This is a genomic window from Photobacterium sp. (assembly GCF_033720175.1).
Classification (GTDB): domain Bacteria; phylum Pseudomonadota; class Gammaproteobacteria; order Enterobacterales; family Vibrionaceae; genus Photobacterium.
In genome coordinates this window covers 156321-174733 of record NZ_JAWWDA010000009.1, presented here as the reverse complement: position 1 = coordinate 174733, position 18413 = coordinate 156321, and the positions used below count along the sequence as shown (strand labels likewise).

General features: G+C 49.0%; 15 protein-coding genes and 3 tRNA genes. 5 read left to right on the top strand and 13 right to left on the bottom strand.

Annotation, left to right across the window (positions count from 1 at the left end; translation table 11 throughout):
* The 4 genes from R3289_RS12440 to R3289_RS12425 form a co-directional block, all read left to right on the top strand.
* Positions 1–480, top strand: a 480-nt coding sequence (locus tag R3289_RS12440) for an iron-containing alcohol dehydrogenase (RefSeq protein ID WP_318925886.1), incomplete at its 5' end; no start/stop codon positions are given.
* A gap of 242 nt (positions 481–722) precedes the next feature.
* Positions 723–813, top strand: a tRNA-Ser gene (locus tag R3289_RS12435).
* A 44-nt stretch (positions 814–857) separates the two neighbouring features.
* Positions 858–933: transfer RNA gene (locus R3289_RS12430), tRNA-Thr, on the top strand.
* Between the two features lie 7 nt (positions 934–940).
* A tRNA-Gly gene (locus R3289_RS12425) sits at positions 941–1015 on the top strand.
* 124 nt (positions 1016–1139) lie between these two features.
* Here R3289_RS12425 and R3289_RS12420 read toward each other — a convergent pair.
* Complete coding sequence (locus R3289_RS12420) at positions 1140–1685, bottom strand: hypothetical protein (protein WP_318925885.1); 546 nt, start codon at positions 1683–1685, stop codon at positions 1140–1142.
* Positions 1686–1916: 231 nt separating this feature from the next.
* Here R3289_RS12420 and dhaR point away from each other — a divergent pair, with 231 nt between their 5' ends.
* Positions 1917–3872 carry a dihydroxyacetone kinase operon transcriptional regulator DhaR gene (gene dhaR / locus R3289_RS12415; protein ID WP_318925883.1) on the top strand — a complete coding sequence of 652 codons (1956 nt, stop codon included), beginning with the start codon at positions 1917–1919 and terminating at the stop codon, positions 3870–3872.
* Between the two features lie 96 nt (positions 3873–3968).
* Here the strand turns inward: dhaR and ptsP are convergent, their stop codons facing one another.
* The 12 genes from ptsP to R3289_RS12355 all read right to left on the bottom strand — a co-directional run bounded on the left by ptsP (position 3969) and on the right by R3289_RS12355 (position 18333).
* Positions 3969–6461: a phosphoenolpyruvate--protein phosphotransferase gene (ptsP, locus tag R3289_RS12410; protein ID WP_318925882.1), complete on the bottom strand. Its 2493-nt coding sequence runs from the start codon at positions 6459–6461 to the stop codon at positions 3969–3971.
* Positions 6462–6523: 62 nt separating this feature from the next.
* Positions 6524–7150, bottom strand: a complete 627-nt coding sequence (gene dhaL / locus R3289_RS12405) for a dihydroxyacetone kinase subunit DhaL (protein ID WP_318925880.1) — start codon at positions 7148–7150, stop codon at positions 6524–6526.
* A gap of 17 nt (positions 7151–7167) precedes the next feature.
* Positions 7168–8235, bottom strand: a complete 1068-nt coding sequence (gene dhaK, locus R3289_RS12400; RefSeq protein ID WP_318925879.1) for a dihydroxyacetone kinase subunit DhaK — start codon at positions 8233–8235, stop codon at positions 7168–7170.
* A gap of 28 nt (positions 8236–8263) precedes the next feature.
* Entirely contained in the window at positions 8264–9001 is a 738-nt protein-coding gene (locus tag R3289_RS12395; RefSeq protein ID WP_318925877.1) for an MIP/aquaporin family protein, read from the bottom strand.
* A gap of 414 nt (positions 9002–9415) precedes the next feature.
* The gene (locus R3289_RS12390; protein WP_318925875.1) at positions 9416–9739 is read right to left on the bottom strand and encodes a non-heme iron oxygenase ferredoxin subunit; all 324 of its coding nucleotides are present in this window, start codon (positions 9737–9739) and stop codon (positions 9416–9418) included.
* A 57-nt stretch (positions 9740–9796) separates the two neighbouring features.
* Positions 9797–10351, bottom strand: coding sequence for a putative Fe-S cluster assembly protein SufT (gene sufT, locus R3289_RS12385; protein ID WP_318925873.1), 555 nt, complete (start codon positions 10349–10351; stop codon positions 9797–9799).
* 14 nt (positions 10352–10365) lie between these two features.
* Positions 10366–10827: a Fe-S cluster assembly sulfur transfer protein SufU gene (sufU, locus tag R3289_RS12380; RefSeq protein ID WP_318925872.1), complete on the bottom strand. Its 462-nt coding sequence runs from the start codon at positions 10825–10827 to the stop codon at positions 10366–10368.
* Positions 10828–10833: 6 nt separating this feature from the next.
* Positions 10834–12120: a cysteine desulfurase gene (locus tag R3289_RS12375; RefSeq protein ID WP_318925871.1), complete on the bottom strand. Its 1287-nt coding sequence runs from the start codon at positions 12118–12120 to the stop codon at positions 10834–10836.
* Between the two features lie 15 nt (positions 12121–12135).
* Positions 12136–13575 (bottom strand): Fe-S cluster assembly protein SufD, encoded by a 1440-nt coding sequence (gene sufD, locus R3289_RS12370; protein WP_318925870.1) that lies wholly within the window; start codon positions 13573–13575, stop codon positions 12136–12138.
* On the bottom strand, positions 13547–14299 hold the full coding sequence (gene sufC / locus R3289_RS12365) for a Fe-S cluster assembly ATPase SufC (protein WP_318925869.1): 753 nt from the start codon (positions 14297–14299) through the stop codon (positions 13547–13549). Before sufC ends, sufD begins: the two co-directional genes overlap by 29 nt.
* 67 nt (positions 14300–14366) lie before the next feature.
* Positions 14367–15821 (bottom strand): Fe-S cluster assembly protein SufB, encoded by a 1455-nt coding sequence (sufB, locus tag R3289_RS12360; protein ID WP_318925868.1) that lies wholly within the window; start codon positions 15819–15821, stop codon positions 14367–14369.
* 217 nt (positions 15822–16038) lie between these two features.
* Complete coding sequence (locus tag R3289_RS12355) at positions 16039–18333, bottom strand: patatin-like phospholipase family protein (RefSeq protein ID WP_318925867.1); 2295 nt, start codon at positions 18331–18333, stop codon at positions 16039–16041.
* Positions 18334–18413: the final 80 nt, after the last annotated feature.

The window sequence follows — 18413 nt, the reverse complement described above, 5'->3', positions numbered from 1 at the left end:
CTAGCTAACGCACTGCTTATCTCTAACGTTGTCCGTTACAACGCGAACGATAACCCAACCAAGCAAACGGCATTCTCTCAGTATGACCGCCCACAAGCGCGTCGTCGTTATGCAGAAGTGGCTGACCACCTGGGTCTGTCTCAAGCGGGCGACCGTACCGCTCAGAAAATTGAGCGTCTGCTAACTTGGTTAGAAGAGCTTAAGGGTGATTTGGATATTCCATTATCTATCCAGGCAGCTGGTGTTCCAGAGTCTGACTTCCTGGCGAAACTAGACGAGCTATCAGTTGAAGCGTTTGATGATCAGTGTACTGGTGCAAACCCACGTTACCCTCTAATCAGCGAGCTGCAAAAAATACTGACAGCATCCTACTATGGAAATGCATATATTGAAGGTGAAACGTTCGAAGATACAAGTGTTAACAACAAGTCTGAAGCTGAAAAACCCGCTAAAGCGAAAAAAGAAGCCGCTATAGCTTAAATTTTCTGATTGGCTCGTGCAATCTAACAACCATTAACCCCGCCTGTTTGGCGGGGTTAAAAGGAAAAAATGATGCTGTCATTTGTGGTTACAATATGCCTCACACCACCCCCCAACAATTGATGATCCCACTCTCAACATTCGGCGCGAACAATGCTTATCACGTCTATAGGTTACATATTAAGCAGTTAACACAGTTAACCTTTACATTGTCCTCGGTATTCCCTACTATCTACCGCCTTGGAGAGATGGCTGAGTGGTTGAAAGCACCGGTCTTGAAAACCGGCATACGTTTATAGCGTATCTAGGGTTCAAATCCCTATCTCTCCGCCAAATTCGTATTTGAGCGTAAGCATGAATACAACAAGATAAAGTGTGCCGACTTAGCTCAGTAGGTAGAGCAACTGACTTGTAATCAGTAGGTCACCAGTTCGACTCCGGTAGTCGGCACCATTATTTTGCGTGCATCGTATAATGGCTATTACCTCAGCCTTCCAAGCTGATGATGCGGGTTCGATTCCCGCTGCACGCTCCACTTCATTCCCTCTTAGTTCAGTCGTCAGAACGCCATATTATTTTGCCCGTCAAAGCCTAATGGTTGTGCATCTTTATTGTCATCGAGGTGTATTCCGACATACTGCCTTTAGTTTCCAAAACGATCATATACCACTCAAATAAAAGGGTTTAACGTAGCAAGGCATTGAATGAAGAACGCCAAAGCCTTTCATTTTAACCTCTCCACTGCTCATAATTAATTGGAGGTGGGGACTGAGTATACCTCTCGTTTCTTCTCTGTTAGCGTGCTCGAACTTGTAGAGATCCCCCGTCATGGCTACATCAGGGTGTCGCTCAAATGTAAATCCAATAATTTGCTTGTAATGAATATATGTGAAGAATTCGTCGGCTGACTCAAATTCTTTCCTTCCGGGGATTAGGCAATTTTCTACGAACTCAAAATATAAAGGCTCAGGTTCTCCCTCCGCCTGCTTTGCCTGCTCGAGAGCGTCGTCCAAAGAGGCGAACAGTTTTCCTTTTAACCGCAGAACTTTGAGGACTGTGGCCAATTTTTGCTCTGTGGTAAGGTAGCTCGTTGCTTTCAGTGTTGGTTGCTCTGAGTCTGCAGTCAATCCAGCGATACCGATATCGGCAATCTGTGAATATAAACTGTCAATGCCTTCTATATCTAGATAAAAGTATGTAAGCATGGCGGCCCTCTATACATTATATTGTTAGGCTTCATTCGTGATAACGACGGACTGACCCAATGCACCTATAGCTACAATATAGAATATAATTCAGCCTTCTCCTGGTTTCCTTCGTTCTGTTGTTAATGAAAATGGGCTTTGCTAAAAATCGATATTCCAATCTGGGCATTATTTTTTTCTGACCCAAAACGCTAAGATGACGGCTGAATCAAATAAGCAGTAATGTTTCCTATGCAATCTCGTCGCACATTAACCAAAGATATTTGGCACGCCTTTGTTTCTCAGTCCTCTGTGGAGGCTGAACTCCCCGATATTGATCCGCACCTACAGCAAGTTTGGTCTCGCTGTCGTCGACAACAGCGCCACGATCACTGGTCGATACCACACAGAGCTAAAGGGGTAACTTTTGCCTCAATACAAAAAAGCAAAGCACAGTTTTTAAATATTGCCGTACCGGCTATCGAAGATATTTATGAGTATCTGGAAAACGACAGCTGTGCTTTTTTAGTTTGCGATGAAACCGGCTGTACCCTTTATTTCTACGCAGACAGTGTTATGCAAGAGAAACTTGGTGCACTCGGTATTCAGGAAGGTGTTTATTGGCGGGAAGGCATAATAGGTAACAACGCGATTTCAAGTGCCATGCATTTAGCGAAAGCGACCAGAACGGCTGGCTTTGAACACTTTAAACAGGCGCTACACGATTTTGCGGTATACGCCGCCCCAATATTTGATGGTACCGGCTCAGCACATGGCTGCGTCGCATTGGTGCTGCCAGTCGAAAAAGCCAGCGTCTCTGCGTTGGGCTTAATTCATTCCGCTTCACGCGATATTGCCAGTCAAATGCAAGCTGAAAGCATGCTAACAGAGTCTAATCAGCACTTATCTGAGGTACATGTCCTGCTGGAAGGTGTTGATGAAGGTGTACTGGCGTGGTACCCCAATGGAAAGATTCATTATTTGAATCAAAAAGGCTGTGAACTCCTGGGCTTAACACCCAGTGAATTGGGCCAAGAAATCAGTTCAGTTCTCACGATGCCTCAGCGTGTACGCCAGGCCATCAAGCGTGGAAAAGGGCTGGATATGGTCGAAACCACAATAGAGAGTAAAGGCCGGCTGATTTCCTTGGTGATGTCACTAAAGATTGTGAGAAACGCTCAAAACGATACCCACTGCTATATCGCCCTACTCTATCCGCTCAAGCATATTCGCGATTTAGTGCATCAGCATGCCGGAAACCGAGCAAGATTAACGTTTGATGACATTACTGGGGGGTCAGATGCCATGCAGCGCGTGATCCGCCAAGCGCACCACGCCGCAAAAGGGCGCGGACCTATTCTGCTCCATGGGGAGGATGGAATAGGAAAAAGCCACCTTGCCCAAGCGATCCACAACGCCAGTGAAAGACATGGCCAGCCCTTTATTGCCATTAACTGCCAGGCCATTCCCAAAGAGCTAATGGCGACCGAATTTTTAGGCTCGGCACTGGACGGTGATCAAGCCTCTGTGTCGAAATTTGAACTGGCTAACGGGGGCACCTTGTTTCTTGATCAAGTGGAGTGTCTGTCTTCCGAAGTACAAGCAGCCTTACTCCACCTGCTAAAAACAGGGCTGTTAAACCGCATGAACGGCAATATTGTCTCACTGGATGTTCGTATCGTTGCAACGTCTAATATCGATTTCGATCAGTATGTGGTGGAAAATCATTTTCGCCGGCAACTACTTTTAGAGTTGCAAACGTTTGATATCCAAGTACCGCCGCTTCGCGAACGCATTGAGGATGTACCTACCTTAGTTGAACGTAAACTCACTTATTTGGAAGCTGAAAAGAAAACTCCCCTTACCATTAGCCAAGAGGCAATGTCACTTTTGATGCAGTATCGCTGGCCTGGCAACCATAGAGAACTGCGTAATGTTATCGAGCGCGCTGCCAATTTCGCCCATGAGAGTGTGATCCGGGTCAAAGATCTACCCGATAGCATTCTTTCAGCGACAGAACAAGAAGCGTTTGGGGATAAACAGTTACAGTCAAACTCTCTGGCCGATGCTGAAAAGAACACCATCATTCGCTCTGCGGTGCATTGTCGAGGCAAGATCAGCACAATGTGTGACGATTTGCAGGTGGGTCGCACCACGCTATGGCGCAAGCTAAAGGGCTACGGTATTGATATGGCAGATTATAAATAAACAGAGATGAAGTGGTTTGAGTATAAAAGGGAGATGAACGGCAGTGAAAAGCCGCACTCTTGCGTGCGGCTTTGTTATTAGGTTGAAAGTGGCTCCTTAAAGCATGGCCAGTACCTGCCCTAAGGTCTCGGCATTTAGGAGCTCTTTTGCTTTTAACGCTGCATGCTTGCTCTGGGTGGTACGCACCGCCTGCTTAACGCCAGCAATACGGATAGGGCTCATACTCAATTCATCAATACCCAAGCCGATGAGAGTCGCTGTTAGCTTGGGATCGCCGGCCATCTCACCGCAGATCCCAATGGTGATCCCGGCATCGTGAGCCGCTTGCGCCGCCATTTCAATCATCCGCAACACTGCAGGCTGAGCCGCAGATACTAAGTAGGAGACCGCATCGTTACCTCTGTCGGCTGCCATCACATACTGGGTAAGATCGTTAGTTCCAATACTGAAGAAGCTTACCTCTTTGGCTAACTGTTTGGCATTAGCTACCGCCGCAGGCACTTCAATCATAATACCGATCTCTGGTATCGCGGCTGACACGCCATCATGTTGCAGTGCCTGATAGCAAGACTCGAGCAGAGATTTCGCCTGGCGCAACTCATCAGGGGTTGAAACCATTGGGAACATCACTTGCAGGTTAGGATGTTCTGCCCGGGCCCGAAGCAAGGCGTTCAGCTGCAGTTTGAATATATCCACATTTTGTAAACATAAACGCAGGCCCCGGCATCCCAGGAACGGGTTCTCTTCTGCCCCTTGCTGCAAATAAGCTAAAGGCTTGTCGCCACCAATGTCGAGAGTCCGGATGATCACCGGCTTTTCACCGAAGACTCCGGCAATGCGAGAATAGAATTCATACTGGCTCTGCTCGGACGGTGCTTGCTCGCTATCCATAAACAGGAATTCGCTTCGCACCAGTCCGACCCCTTCGGCTCCGCAGGCAAGCGCCTGCTCAGCATCTTCCACGCTGGCAAGGTTGGCAAAGACATCCACCAGCTTGCCGTCTTGTGTTTTGGCTTTTTCCATCGCCAGCGCCTGGTCTTGCTCTCTTTGGCGATGAATACCTTCAAGTTCTTGCTGCGCGGTTGCAAGCTGTTGCGCCATCGGTGCCAGCCAGACATCGCCGCTGCTACCGTTAATAATCGCGACGTCGCCCTCCTGGCTTCGCGACATGATGTCGTTGAGCCCAACGACGGCCGGGATCCCCAGCGCACGGGCAAGAATGGCTGAGTGTGATGTACTCCCTCCCTGCTCCAGGATAATGCCTTGGACCATATGCGGATCAAGCTGCGCAGTATCTGATGGTGAAAGATCCGTGGCAACTAAAATGACCGGCTCAGTAAGCACAATTTGAGGTTCCGTTTCACCAATAAGTAGCCCCATCACCCGGCGGCCCACATCGTAAACATCGTTGGCCCGTGCCTGCATATATTCACTTGATGAGTCTTTGTATGCCTGCGCCGTCTGCTCGATGACTTGCAACCAGGCACTGTCCACATTGACCGCATCCTTTAGCATTTGCTTGATTTGATTGCCAAGCTCTGGATCTGCCAGCATTTGGCTGTGCGCGGTAAAAATTTCACTTTCTGATTTTGAGCCTGCGGTTGCAGTTTGGTTTGCCAACTCGGCCAGATCTCGCCGGGCGATATCACACGCCTGGTCAAACAGCTGCCATTCCTGCTCATAATCTAAATAGTCACGCTTGCGTGCTTCGGGCATGGTGATCCGGTAGTGCCAAATTGGTGCAATGGCAATCCCCTCGGATGCGCCAATAGCACTCAAGCGTCCGTCTTCTTCGGCAACGCGGTGTACCTGATGGGGAGCGGCAACCACCACCTCATCACTTCTCTCATCAATAGATTCATTAAAATGGCTCTCTGCGAGTAAGGCGAAAGCCTGCAACGCCTGTTGCGCCTCTTTCCCGCTGGTAATACAGGTTAGGCTGTCGCCCTGTTTTACGCCCAATAACGCAATACTGTTGATACTCTTGGCACTGACTCGCGTGTCATGGCAGTTCAGCCAGACTTGGGCATCAAATGGACTGATGGCGCCCACAATCGCAGAGGCAGGTCTGGCGTGAATGCCGTGAGGATTTTTCACCCGCCACTCAAATTCAATTTCGTTTTCACTCTCTACAGGATCAGGTTGAGAATTTGCCTGTATACCACCAGGAAGCTTGGCGCTTTGGTCTAACAGCTGGTATTTTGCTAATAATGCACTGTGTGCTTCATTGATCACTTCATCCAGTGGCATGCCTGCCGCAGCTGCAACACTTGCCGACATGGCGCCTTCAATTAGCGGCGCAGCACAGACGTGTACATTGGCGGCCTGCTCACTACTAATGAGTTCTAATGCCATATCCGTACTTAGAATTGCACTGCCCATATCTACCAGAACCAGGACGCCTTGCGGAGAATACACCTCTTCGATTGCCATCATCACGGCAACGGCATCGGTACCAATTGGGTTCTCAGGATCATCAACACCGGCTGCGACGGCTATTTTTACTTTTCCCTGGGTCATCTGGGCTGCCAACGCATGGACGCCTTTGGCTAAATCCGGACTGTGGGAAACAATTACAATACTGACCATAATCAAACCTTAAACTGAGGTGGCGCGATGCCACCTCGAACAACAAAGAGGATGGGATGTACTTATAGCGCTGAAGCGTTGCGCAGTTCTGTGAAAAGTAGGTACGAGGATGTTGCACCTGGGTCTTGATGGCCAATAGAACGCTCACCTAAATAGCTTGCTCGTCCTTTTCTCGCTTGCATTGGAATGGTGTTTTTCATTGCGCTTTCAGCTTCTGCCACAGCGATACTCAAGGCATCGTAAACACTGGCATCTTGGTTTTTCTTCAGGCTTTCCATGATACCGTTCCAGGTGTCGATCATGGTTTTATCACCCACTTCCGCTTTTCCACGCTGAACAATCCCGTCCATGCCGTCTTGAAGCATCTTGGTGAGTTCAGCAAGGCTTAGCTCTTCTTTCGCCATCACGCTGGCTGCATTACGAATAAAGAAAGTACCGTACAACGGGCCACTGGCCCCACCGATGCTCGAAAGCAGGGTCATTCCCGTGGTTTTTAAAATGGTACCAATGTCCTTATCGGCAACACTCGGTAATTTCTCTTTCACTTTTTGAAAGCCGCGGTTCATATTTAGACCATGATCAGCATCGCCAATTTCTCTGTCTAATTCAGTCAGAAAACCTTGTTCGTCTTTAAAGACGTCGGCTGATGTTTCGAGCCACTGAACGATTTGTTGCTTCGTAATTGTCATTATCTATTCCTTAATGCTTAGCAGCCCCAGCGCATTGCCGGTGTGTTAACGGGCATGTCGTACAGGGACAGCATCTCATCATCGACTTTTAGCACTGTGATAGAAACGCCCTGCATGTCTAATGACGTGCAATAGCTGCCAATAAGGTTGCGCTCGATTTTAATATCTTGCAGCTCCAGTAGTTCTGCGACTTTGCGATATACCATATAAAGCTCAGATTGCGGCGTTGCCCCGAGGTTGTTCACTAACACAATAACTTTGTCGCCAGACTGGAGCGATTCGGTGACCCAGGATTCGTCTTGCCATTCACCGGCATCATTGTCCCAACGGCGAACAATACGTTCATATGGCGTATTATCTAAGATCTCGTTCATCATATCGCTGGTGATCGTGTCGCCATCCGTAAAGGCCCGGCGCTCAATACCCGGTTCACCGTGGATCCCAACACCAAACTCAATTTCGCTGTCATTCAGATCAAAACTTGGTTTACCCGCCGCCGGAACGGTACAAGCGGAAAGTGCAACACCAAACGAACGTCCGCGGTTGGCAATACGTTTAGCCAGCCCGCTGATTTTATCCAGGTTGTAGCCTTCTTCGGCCGCTGCTCCGAGAATTTTCTCAGCCAGCACGGTGGTTGCAACACCGCGACGTCCTGCCGTATACAAGCTGTCTTTTACTGCGACATCATCATCAATCAGGGTTGCCTGTACTTTGATTCCGTCACCGTGAAGGAGCTCAACCGCGGTTTCAAAGTTCAGTACGTCACCGGTGTAATTTTTGATCAGAAACAGCACCCCTTCACCAGAATCGACCTTTTGACCACATTCGTACATTTGATCGGGGGTTGGTGAGGTGAACATCTCACCCGGGCATGCACCATCTAACATACCATTACCCACAAAACCGCCGTGCATCGGCTCATGGCCGCTACCGCCGCCCGAGATAAGGGCTACCTTGGTCTTTTGATGCTCTCGTCGCACGATATACATAGGATCTAAGCTTACGTCGAGTTCAGGGTGAGCCTTGGCAACACCTTGAAGTTGCTCTTTAACTACGTTATCGACTTTATTAATCATCTTTTTCATCGTTCTATCCTTATCCTTATGCGTAGAGTCAGCTTATTTGTTGGGTGAAAACGGGTAACAGCAAATTATTCCAGAGCAGTGCGCCAAGTACTGCCCCTATTATCGGTCCAACCACAGGCACGAGAGCGTAGCCCCAGTCAGAGTTGCCTTTGTTTTTAATGGGTAATAATGCGTGGGCGATACGTGGCATCAAATCGCGAGCCGGATTGACGGCGTAACCTGTATTTCCCCCCAAACACAAACCGATAGTACATACCAAAATAGCGACAGCATATGGACCAAATCCGGCACCAATTCCGTTATTAGCGGTGAAAATCGCCAGGATACCGATCATCAATACTGCGGTGCTAATAGCTTCTGAGATGATGTTCCATTTGGTATTTCGAATAGCAGCACCGGTTGAAAATGCGGCCAGAACCATACCGGGATCGTCTGTCTCGTCGAAGTGTTGTTTGTACGCCAGCCATAGAACTATTGCACCTAAAAATGCACCGATACACTGTGCGATTATATATACCATGGCCATTTTGGCACTTATGCCACCAATCGCCCAAAAACCTAATGTCACCGCAGGATTTAAGTGTGCACCACTTACCCAACCGGCAGCATAAACTGCGATACCGACACCAAACCCCCAACCTAGAGAGATTACTATCCAGCCGGAATTTTCCGCCTTACTGCCCTTTAGCACGACGTTTGCCACCACACCACAACCTAGTAGCACGAGCAAAAACGTTCCAAAGAGTTCAGCAACAAAAACGTTCATCAGTTACACCTCATGTGTTTCGATTAATATGTATTTATATATTTGTCTGTAAAGTCGAAACTGATGGTATGCCAGCAAGATAAGAGGGGTTACTCAGGTCATTTTGTTTCAAAATGGAACTACTGCAATTCACATTGCGTTCCGTAATGAAACATAAATTAAGATAAAGCTGAAGATGCTTGAGTTTAAGCATGCTTTTTGGCTTGTTCTCTGACTGAGAGATCGTGGGGAATCAAGAAAAAAGGCGCTAATTTCAGTGTATTTATTAGCAAATTTGAAACTTGGCTCACAAAAAATGTTGGCAATGGTTAGGTGAAAGAGGGGCTGACGGGTTTGTTGCACTTATTGCTTGAATCCAGCATGACCAAGATCCCGCTCAAGATCTTGTGAAATAGTGCTTGCAACAGCAGGGTTTCAGTCCCGCTCACATTCAACTGAAACCTGTACTCTATTTCCCGTGATCCTGACCGGGTATGTTTTAATATCTTCATACGCCGGCGCGCACAGCACTTGCCCGGTTTTCAGACAGAAACGGGCCCCATGCCTGGGACAGATAATTTCCTCACCGTCGATTTCTCCTCCGGCTAACGCTTCACCATCATGACTGCAGACATTTTCTACCGCATAGAAATGACCATCGGCGTTCACCAGAAGAAGCTCGGTATTACCCAGTTCGACGGCTGTACTCTCTCCGGCAGGAAGCTCGTTCACCGCAATGGCATCCATCCACGTTGTCATTATTTTCTCTCCGCTTTGGTATCAGCATGACGAAATCTCACCAAAATTCTGATGCCGTTACAGCAATCCTAACGCTAATTTAGCCGCATCTGACATCATGTCGACACTCCAGGGAGGATCATAAACGATTCTGACATCAACCAGATCGACCCCCGGCACGCGCAGTACTTTTTCCCGGATATCTTCGACAAGAACCGGCCCCATCCCGCAGCCGAAAGCGGTCAGGGTCATGGTGATGCTTACCATCTGACGCCCGTCAATTAGCAGGCTGTGATCAAGAGTGTAAATTAAGCCAAGGTCGACAATATTAACTGGAATTTCAGGGTCATAGCAGGTCTTAAGCTGGTCCATAACCAGGCTGAGATCCACTTCAGAAGAGGTGTCTGTTTCACGATTAAGCGCAACTGAAGCCGTCGCTTTCTTTCCCAACGCATCGGCATCTTTGTCCGCTATCCGTAACAGCCGCCCGTTTTCATTAACGGTAAAACTCCCGCCCAGCTCCTGAATGATCACCACTCGGCAATGTGCTGGCAAGGTTACCGGCGTGCCAGAGGGAATGACAATGGCGTCGCAATCACGCAGCACTGTGGCCACTTCAAAATCTTTTTGCATAATTAGGGCCCTGATCACTCCGTTGTGATCGTTTGCCGGTTATCCGGATCCTTAAGACAGCCTTTCAGGGTATGCCAGGCTAAAGTGGCGCACTTGATCCGACCGGGAAATTCTCTGACCCCGCCAAACACGGTTAACTTACCTAAGCGGCCTGACATATCTTCATCAAGATCCTTATCGATTACCTGATGATGAAAGGCGTCAAAGATCTGTAGCGTCTGATCAAGCGTTTTACCCTTAATCTGCTCGGTCATCAGTGAAGCAGAGGCCATCGAGATCGCACAGCCCTCTCCTTCGAAGCCGGCATCGACAACCCTGTTACCTTCCACCCTGAGATACAGCATCAGGCGATCACCGCATACCGGGTTATAGCCTTCCTGACAATGGGTGTAATGTTCGATTTTTTTACAGTTTCTCGGGTGCCGACCATGATCGAGGATCAATGCCTGATATAACTCCCGTAATATCTCATCCATAGCCTGTCATCCCCACATGTCCCTGACTTTCTGTACCGCTAACACCAGGCGATCAATGTCCTGTTCATTGTTATAAAAAGCAAAAGAGGCTCTGGCTGTCGCTGGGAGATGAAAACGTTGCATCAGCGGCATGGCGCAATGATGTCCGGCCCGGATGGCCACCGCTTCGACATCCAGAATCGTGCTGATATCATGGGGATGCACATCATCCAGCACGAAGGAGATAATGCTCGTCTTGTTCGGCGCGTTACCGATAATGTGCAACCCTTTTACGGGCTGCAGGGCCTGTCTGGCATAGTTCAGCAACTGCTGATCTCGCCGGATAATATTCGCCAGGCCGAGCTCCAAGACATAATCGATTGCGGCGCCCATACCGATCACACCAGCAATATTGGGGGTGCCTGCCTCAAACTTGTAAGGTGGTGCTTTATATTCGGTTTTTTCAAAAGTGACCTGGCTGATCATTTCACCTCCCCCTTGATAGGGCGGCATTGATTCCAGCAGTAACTGTTTGCCATACAACACCCCAGCTCCTGTCGGACCGTAGAGTTTATGTGATGAAAACGCGTAGAAATCGCAATCCAGTGCCTGTACATCGACAGACAATTTTGCGGCGGCCTGAGCGCCATCAACCAAAAACGGAATACCCTTTGCGTGAGCCATTGCAATCATTTGCTGCACAGGATTGATCGTACCCAGGACATTCGATACATGGGTTACCGCCACCAGCCGTGTACGCTGATTCAACATTTTCTGGTAGTCACCCAGCCTGATTTCACCCGAATCGGTGATTGGAATAACAGCTAATTTTGCACCGGTTTGCTCCGCCAGGATCTGCCAGGGAACAATATTTGAGTGATGCTCCATGGTGCTGATCAGAATTTCTTCTCCCGCCTTCAGCCTCGGTCTTAAATAACTTTGGGCGACAAGATTGATCGCTTCGGTGGTGCCGCGAACAAAGATAATCTCTTCCCGGTTAGCGGCATGAATAAAATGCTGGATTTTGTCGCGGCAGGCTTCATAAGCCCGGGTTGCCTGCTCACTGAGTGCATAAAGACCCCGGTGAACATTGGCGTTTTCACAACGATAATAGTGCTCAATGGCATTGATGACGGTATTCGGCTTTTGAGTCGTTGCGGCATTATCCAGATAGACCAGATCTTTACCGTAAAACATCTGGCATAACAGTGGAAAATCATCACGCACGGCTTGCCAGTCAATATCGGCGGCGGCCGCACTTTTCTCTTGCCCGGACGCTGGACCTTGCAATGACAGCCTGTCGCGATGTGACATAAGTGCTTCTCCTTTTCACGATGCTTCCATCAAGACATTTAATTTAGCCTGCATCCATGGCAGGAATAACTGTCGGGCCGCCTTCGTTGCCATTGTTTGCTGTATTTCATCAATAAAAGCCGTTACCAGCAGCGTTTTCGCCAGTCCTGGTGGGATCCCTCGTGAGCGTAAATAGAACAATGCCATCGGATCCAGTTGTCCGACCGCCGCACCGTGGCTGCATTTCACATCGTCGGCATAAATCTGCAGTTCAGGCTTGGTATCCACTTCCGCCTCTTGCGACAGCAGCAGGTTTTTATTAACCATCTGGGCGTCAGAATGTTGCGCATCCCGATGGACAACAATATCACCATGAAAGACGGCCCGGGACTTGCCCTGCACGACACCTTTATATAACTCCCGGCTGCAGCAGTTGGGGACCAGATGATCTATCCGGGTGTGATAATCCACATGCTGAGCGCCGTCAATACAATAAGCCCCATTGAGACGGCACTCAGCTAGCTCATCGAGTAGTCGAACCTGAATATCATTTCTTGCCAGCGCTCCGCCCAGCGTGACGTGATGGGAGTTGAACTGGCTGGCGCGCCGCTGATTCACATGCAAGCCATGAAAGTGGCTCTCGCAGGTGGCAGCTGTCTGCAGTGTATAGTGCTGGAGTCGGGAATCGGGACCCAGTTCTATTTCGGTCACCGCATTAGTAAAATCATGGTTGTGGTTTTGCTTGCCAGCCCGGCTTTCCATATTCAGATAATGTTCAATCAGGCTGACTTCTGACTGTTGCTCCAGAACCAGCAGCAAACGGGGAAAACAGATCATCGGGCGCTCGGTGCCGACAGAGATAAACAGACAATAGATCGGTGTGGACATGCGGCTGTTTTCCGGCACCTTTAAAAAGATGCCATCATCCATGAACATGGTATTGAGCGCCGCAAAAGGATGAGCAGAACCATCCGCAATGCGACCTAAATATGGGCGCAGAAAATCAGGATAGGTGTTCATCGCCTCAGACAGGGGGCACAGGATAAGGCCTTCTGGCCGCGGGCCCCATTCAGACAGCGCGTGCTGATACTTGCCGTTAACAAACACCAGCCGGTGAGCACCAGAAAGCAATGCCAGCCCGCCGGGCTGAATCGCCGCAAGTGGTGGTGTTAATTGACCAGAAAAGCCCGATTGTCCCCAAAAACCAAACTCTGGCTCTTCAATCTTATTTAACCGGGTATATTTCCAGTTTTCTTCCCGCGAGCCCGGTAGCCCTTGTTCGGTAAAGCTTGCAAAGGCATCATCGCGCAATTGCTTTAGCCAGTTCGCACCGTCGGTTTCGCCCGAGGCTAACCACCTCTGGTGATAGGCTTTACAAAATCGCTCCGTTGCATTCATTATCGCCTCCGGTAGCACAACTAGCGCCCTCTGCTCGCTGCTAATTTCATCAGACAGATCTTCCTGCCACCCACTCACCGTAACCTTTCTCTTCCAGCATTAACGCCAGCTCCGGACCGCCGGTTCGAACCAGCTTACCGCCCATCATGATATGAACAAAATCTGGCTGAATAAAATTGAGTAATCGTTGGTAATGGGTTACTACAATGATCGCCCGCTCTTGGTTACGAAATGAATTCACCCCTTCGGCAACAACCTTCAGGGCGTCGATATCTAACCCGGAGTCGGTTTCATCCAAAATAGCCAGCGATGGCTCTAACACCAGCAGCTGTAAAATCTCATTATGTTTCTTCTCTCCACCGGAAAATCCTTCATTCACGGCCCGATAGAGCAGACTTTCATCCATGCCAACCTGGGCGAGCTTCGCTTTGACCTGCTGTAAAAAGTCGATGGCATCGAGCTCATCAAGCTGGTGGTATTTACGCTGGCTGTTAACCGCCGTTTTAAGAAATTGAATGTTGCTCACGCCGGGGATTTCAATCGGATACTGAAAAGCCAGGAACAGCCCTTCACACGCTCGTTCGTCTACGGTCAGCGAGAGTAAATCCTGTTGCATAAATTGCACCTCGCCAGCCGTAACTATGTAAGAATCGTTACCCGCTAACACATTTGCCAGGGTACTTTTACCTGAACCGTTGGGTCCCATAATGGCATGAACTTCACCGGCCTTAACCTCCAGATTCAAGCCTTTGAGAATAGGATTATCATCGACGCTGACATGCAGATTGCTAATATGTAACATGCCTTCATACCTCCTGACCGCTTGCTACCGGCAACCCGCTAGCCCCGTTTATTTACCCACACTTTATTTAACCTACCGCACCTTCCAGGCTCACTTCCATCAGTGCCTGTGCCTCTACTGCAAATTCCATCGGCAATTTTCTGAACACGTCTTTACAAAAACCATTGATGATCATCGACACGGCGGCTTCAGAGGAAATCCCCCGCTGCATACAGTAAAACAGTTGCTCCTCATTGATTTTTGATGTCGTCGCCTCATGTTCCACCACCGCAGACGGGTGCTTCACTTCCATGTAGGGAAAAGTATGCGCGCTACAGCGATCCCCTAGCAATAACGAATCACACTGACTGTAATTGCGCGCATTGCACGCGTTCGGGCCAACCTTGACTAAGCCGCGATACGCATTGGAGCCCTGACCGGCGGAGATCCCCTTGGAGAGAATGGTACTTGAGGTGTTTTTACCTAAATGGATCATTTTGGTTCCGGTATCGGCCTGCTGATAATGATTGGTTAAGGCAACCGAAGAAAATTCACCCTGCGAGCCATCCCCCAGCAATATCACACTGGGGTATTTCCAGGTTATTGCCGATCCGGTTTCCACCTGGGTCCAGGATATTTTCGAATGCTGACCCCGACATAACCCCCGTTTGGTGACAAAATTATAGATCCCTCCCTTGCCTTCTTTATCGCCCGGATACCAGTTTTGTACGGTGGAATATTTGATTTCGGCACGGTCGAGCGCGATGAGTTCAACAACGGCGGCATGTAACTGGTGTTCATCCCGCATCGGCGCGGTGCACCCCTCAAGATAACTCACATAGCTGTCATCTTCAGCGATGATCAAGGTCCGCTCAAACTGCCCGGTCTTGGCGGCATTGATCCGGAAATAGGTCGACAACTCGATCGGACAACGCACGCCTTTGGGGATATAGCAGAAAGAGCCGTCACTAAACACCGCCGCATTCAGTGCCGCATAAAAATTATCGGTATAAGGAACCACCGTGCCCAGGTATTTCCTGATCAGATCAGGATGGTTCTGGATGGCGTCGGAAATAGAACAGAAGATCACCCCGACGTCGGCCAGTTGATCCTTATAGGTCGTCGCCACAGAGACGCTATCAAAAACTGCATCAACCGCCCCTTTTACCCCGGCGAGGATCGCTCTTTCATGCAGCGGAATACCCAGCTTCTCATAGGTTTCCAGAAGTTTCGGATCAACATCCGCGAGGCTTTTCGGCCCGGCAGCAAATGATTTTGGTGCAGAAAAATAGCTGATCGTATTGGGATCTATCGGGGGATAATGCAACTTAGACCAGGTCGGCACCTTCATCGTCAGCCAGTGCCGGTAGGCCTTTAAGCGCCACTCCAGCATAAAGTCCGGCTCATTTTTCTTGGCAGAAATATAACGGATAACACCTTCATTCAAGCCTGGCGGTAAGCTTTCCTCGTCAATGTCAGTTACAAAACCATGAGGATATTCTTCATTAACAAACCCATCTATCGGTTTGGTACGCCTTGTCATCCCCCCTCCTTACCTGCCGCCTTTGCGATGAATTCTCGGTGATCACAAACGTTCAGGCTTTCAAGCCCGGATGTATACCGAACCAAATAACCGGTATGGAACAATTATAGTCCTGATCCAGCAAGGTCGAGCGAAGAGCAATGCCCATAGGTATAACAGGTAATAAAAAGCGAGCCGCAATGGCTCGCACAAATCTTTACCTGAGTTAATTAATTCGTTAATCAAACCCACTGCTGCCCAGTGACAGATAGAATGAGCTCTTACCGCCTTCGGCCTGGCCGTAACCCAAATAAAGCGGCCCTAATAGCGAATCGATCCCGATATAAACACTGGCGGCACTGATAGAACTGTCCCAGCTCACTTCTGAATCGGTATTCCAGACCCCTCCCCGCTCTAACGAACCACCGATGAATACCGGCGACGAAAAAACACCAAAGTCGTTATCAAGCAGCCGATAGCGGTAAACCATCGCGCCGAATGCACTGTAACGGCCATTAAGCTCGAAGCGGTGATAGCCAGAAAGATTGAATAACCCGCCCAAATCCTGGATATAGACTGGAATTAATTCATCAGAATCGGAGCCTGCCGTTTTGGCCAGTGCAACCACGGTATGGCGCTGATAAGAAAATGGCTTCATGACGCGGGCGCTGTAATAATAGGTTTCATCATCAACACTATCATCAATGAATGTACTGCGCGTACGGTTGTAACCCAGCTCCATATCAAATCCCCAGCCAGAGCTAGGGAAATAGAAGTTGTCTAAATTATCATGGGTATAAGCCAGGTAAGGTCCATACGCTTCATAGTCTTCTTGGGCATCATCAAGCAATAAAGAAGCATCCCCTGACTGCCCACGGAATCCCAATTTCATCACACTCCACGGTTTAACATTCCAGCCCGTTTCAGCAAATACATTCGCCCGCTTATATTCGACATCTATATTCAATGCGCTGATACCGCTCTCAGCGACTAAACGCGGATCATCAATGATATTAAAGGTGCGAATTTCGCTATTCCATCCAAGGCCCAAAGCGGTGAAATATTTTTGCTGGTAGTCTAATGGAAAATATAACTCGGTTTTCACCTCTTTCCAGCTGCCGATTTGCCATTCAAACTTCCACTCTCCGCCTCGATCCGTCAAATCGGTATAGATATATTGAGCCCCGAAGGAAAAGTCTGAGCGGTTGGCAAAATCATCTTCAAAAGCAAACTTAAAATTCAGGTAACCCGGCCCCCAGGATTTTTCACTGACATCGAGGTGTAAAATATTGGCCCCCTCCTGCTGCTCAATCACATACGTGATGCGGGAAAAAATATCCTGAGCATGCAGACGATTTACGGCTTGTTCCAATTCTTCATTTGAAACCACTCGGCCAACGTCCAGATCAAGCAACGCGACTAAAGCCTGATCCGACGATAAGGTCCGGTTTTCAATTTCAATGGCATCGATGTAATAAGCCTGACTGGCTGAGAGCTGACTGCGGCGGTTCAGCTTTTCTTTGACATAAGCATCATAGGCAGGCTCCGATAACTGATATTGCAGCAGCGTAGGTAAGGCCTTTAAGGCGGTATCACGTCCGGCATGGTAGGCCCGTTCCATCTGATCGAAATCCGGCGCCATCATAAAAGAGACATCGGGCTGCAAATACACATCCCCGGGACGCATCAGTGCCTTTTGGCTATCAGCGCTGGAATTGGTCATGTAGGTGGTCAGCTGAGAGACAATATTCAGAGCGCTGTTTAGCTCATCTTCACTGAGCAAACCATCTCGCAAGTCGACCGCAATAATTACGTTAGCCCCCAAGCTATGCGCCACATCTACCGGCATGTTATTCACCACCCCACCATCAACCAGAAGCTTGTCATGCCAGCGAACCGGTTTCAGCGCGCCGGGAACCGTCATGGAAGCTTGCATGGCCGTTGCCAGATGACCAGAATCAATCACAACCGGTTCAACCTGGGCGATATCGGTTGCGACACTTCGGTATGGGATAGCCAGCTTATCAAAGGAAGATAACGCGGGCAGGTTCTCTGTCAAGGAGCGGAGTAACACTGCCATCCCCTGCCCCTGAAAGGCACCCGGCCTGACACGAAACTCACCATCGAGCGAGACCCCTAAATCGGTATGTAGCGTATAATCATCCCCCTGCTGTTTGCGGCGCAGCATCAGATCATTGCGCCCGACACGGTCTTCATAACCGCTTTGCCAGTCAGCCGCGAGCGTTCGGTGTTTGACTTCTTTAACCGATAAGCCCAAGGCGTACATACCGCCGACATAAGCGCCCATACTGGTACCGGTAACCATATCAATCGGGATCCGATTGGATTCAAGTACCTCAAGTACCCCGATATGGGCTGCCCCTTTGGCCCCTCCCCCGCTGAGAACCAATGCTATTTTTTTTCGCTCCGGTTGCACTTTTACCTCAGGTGCCGGTTGCGCCCATGCGCTCTGACCCAGAACAGCCATTAGCAACAGGCATGATCCCATTCGATACCGTTCAAACGATGACATAAAGCTCCCTAATACACCCACAGATACTTTCCGAACATATACCGTCTATGATGACAATGAACGTTACATGCGATTGTACT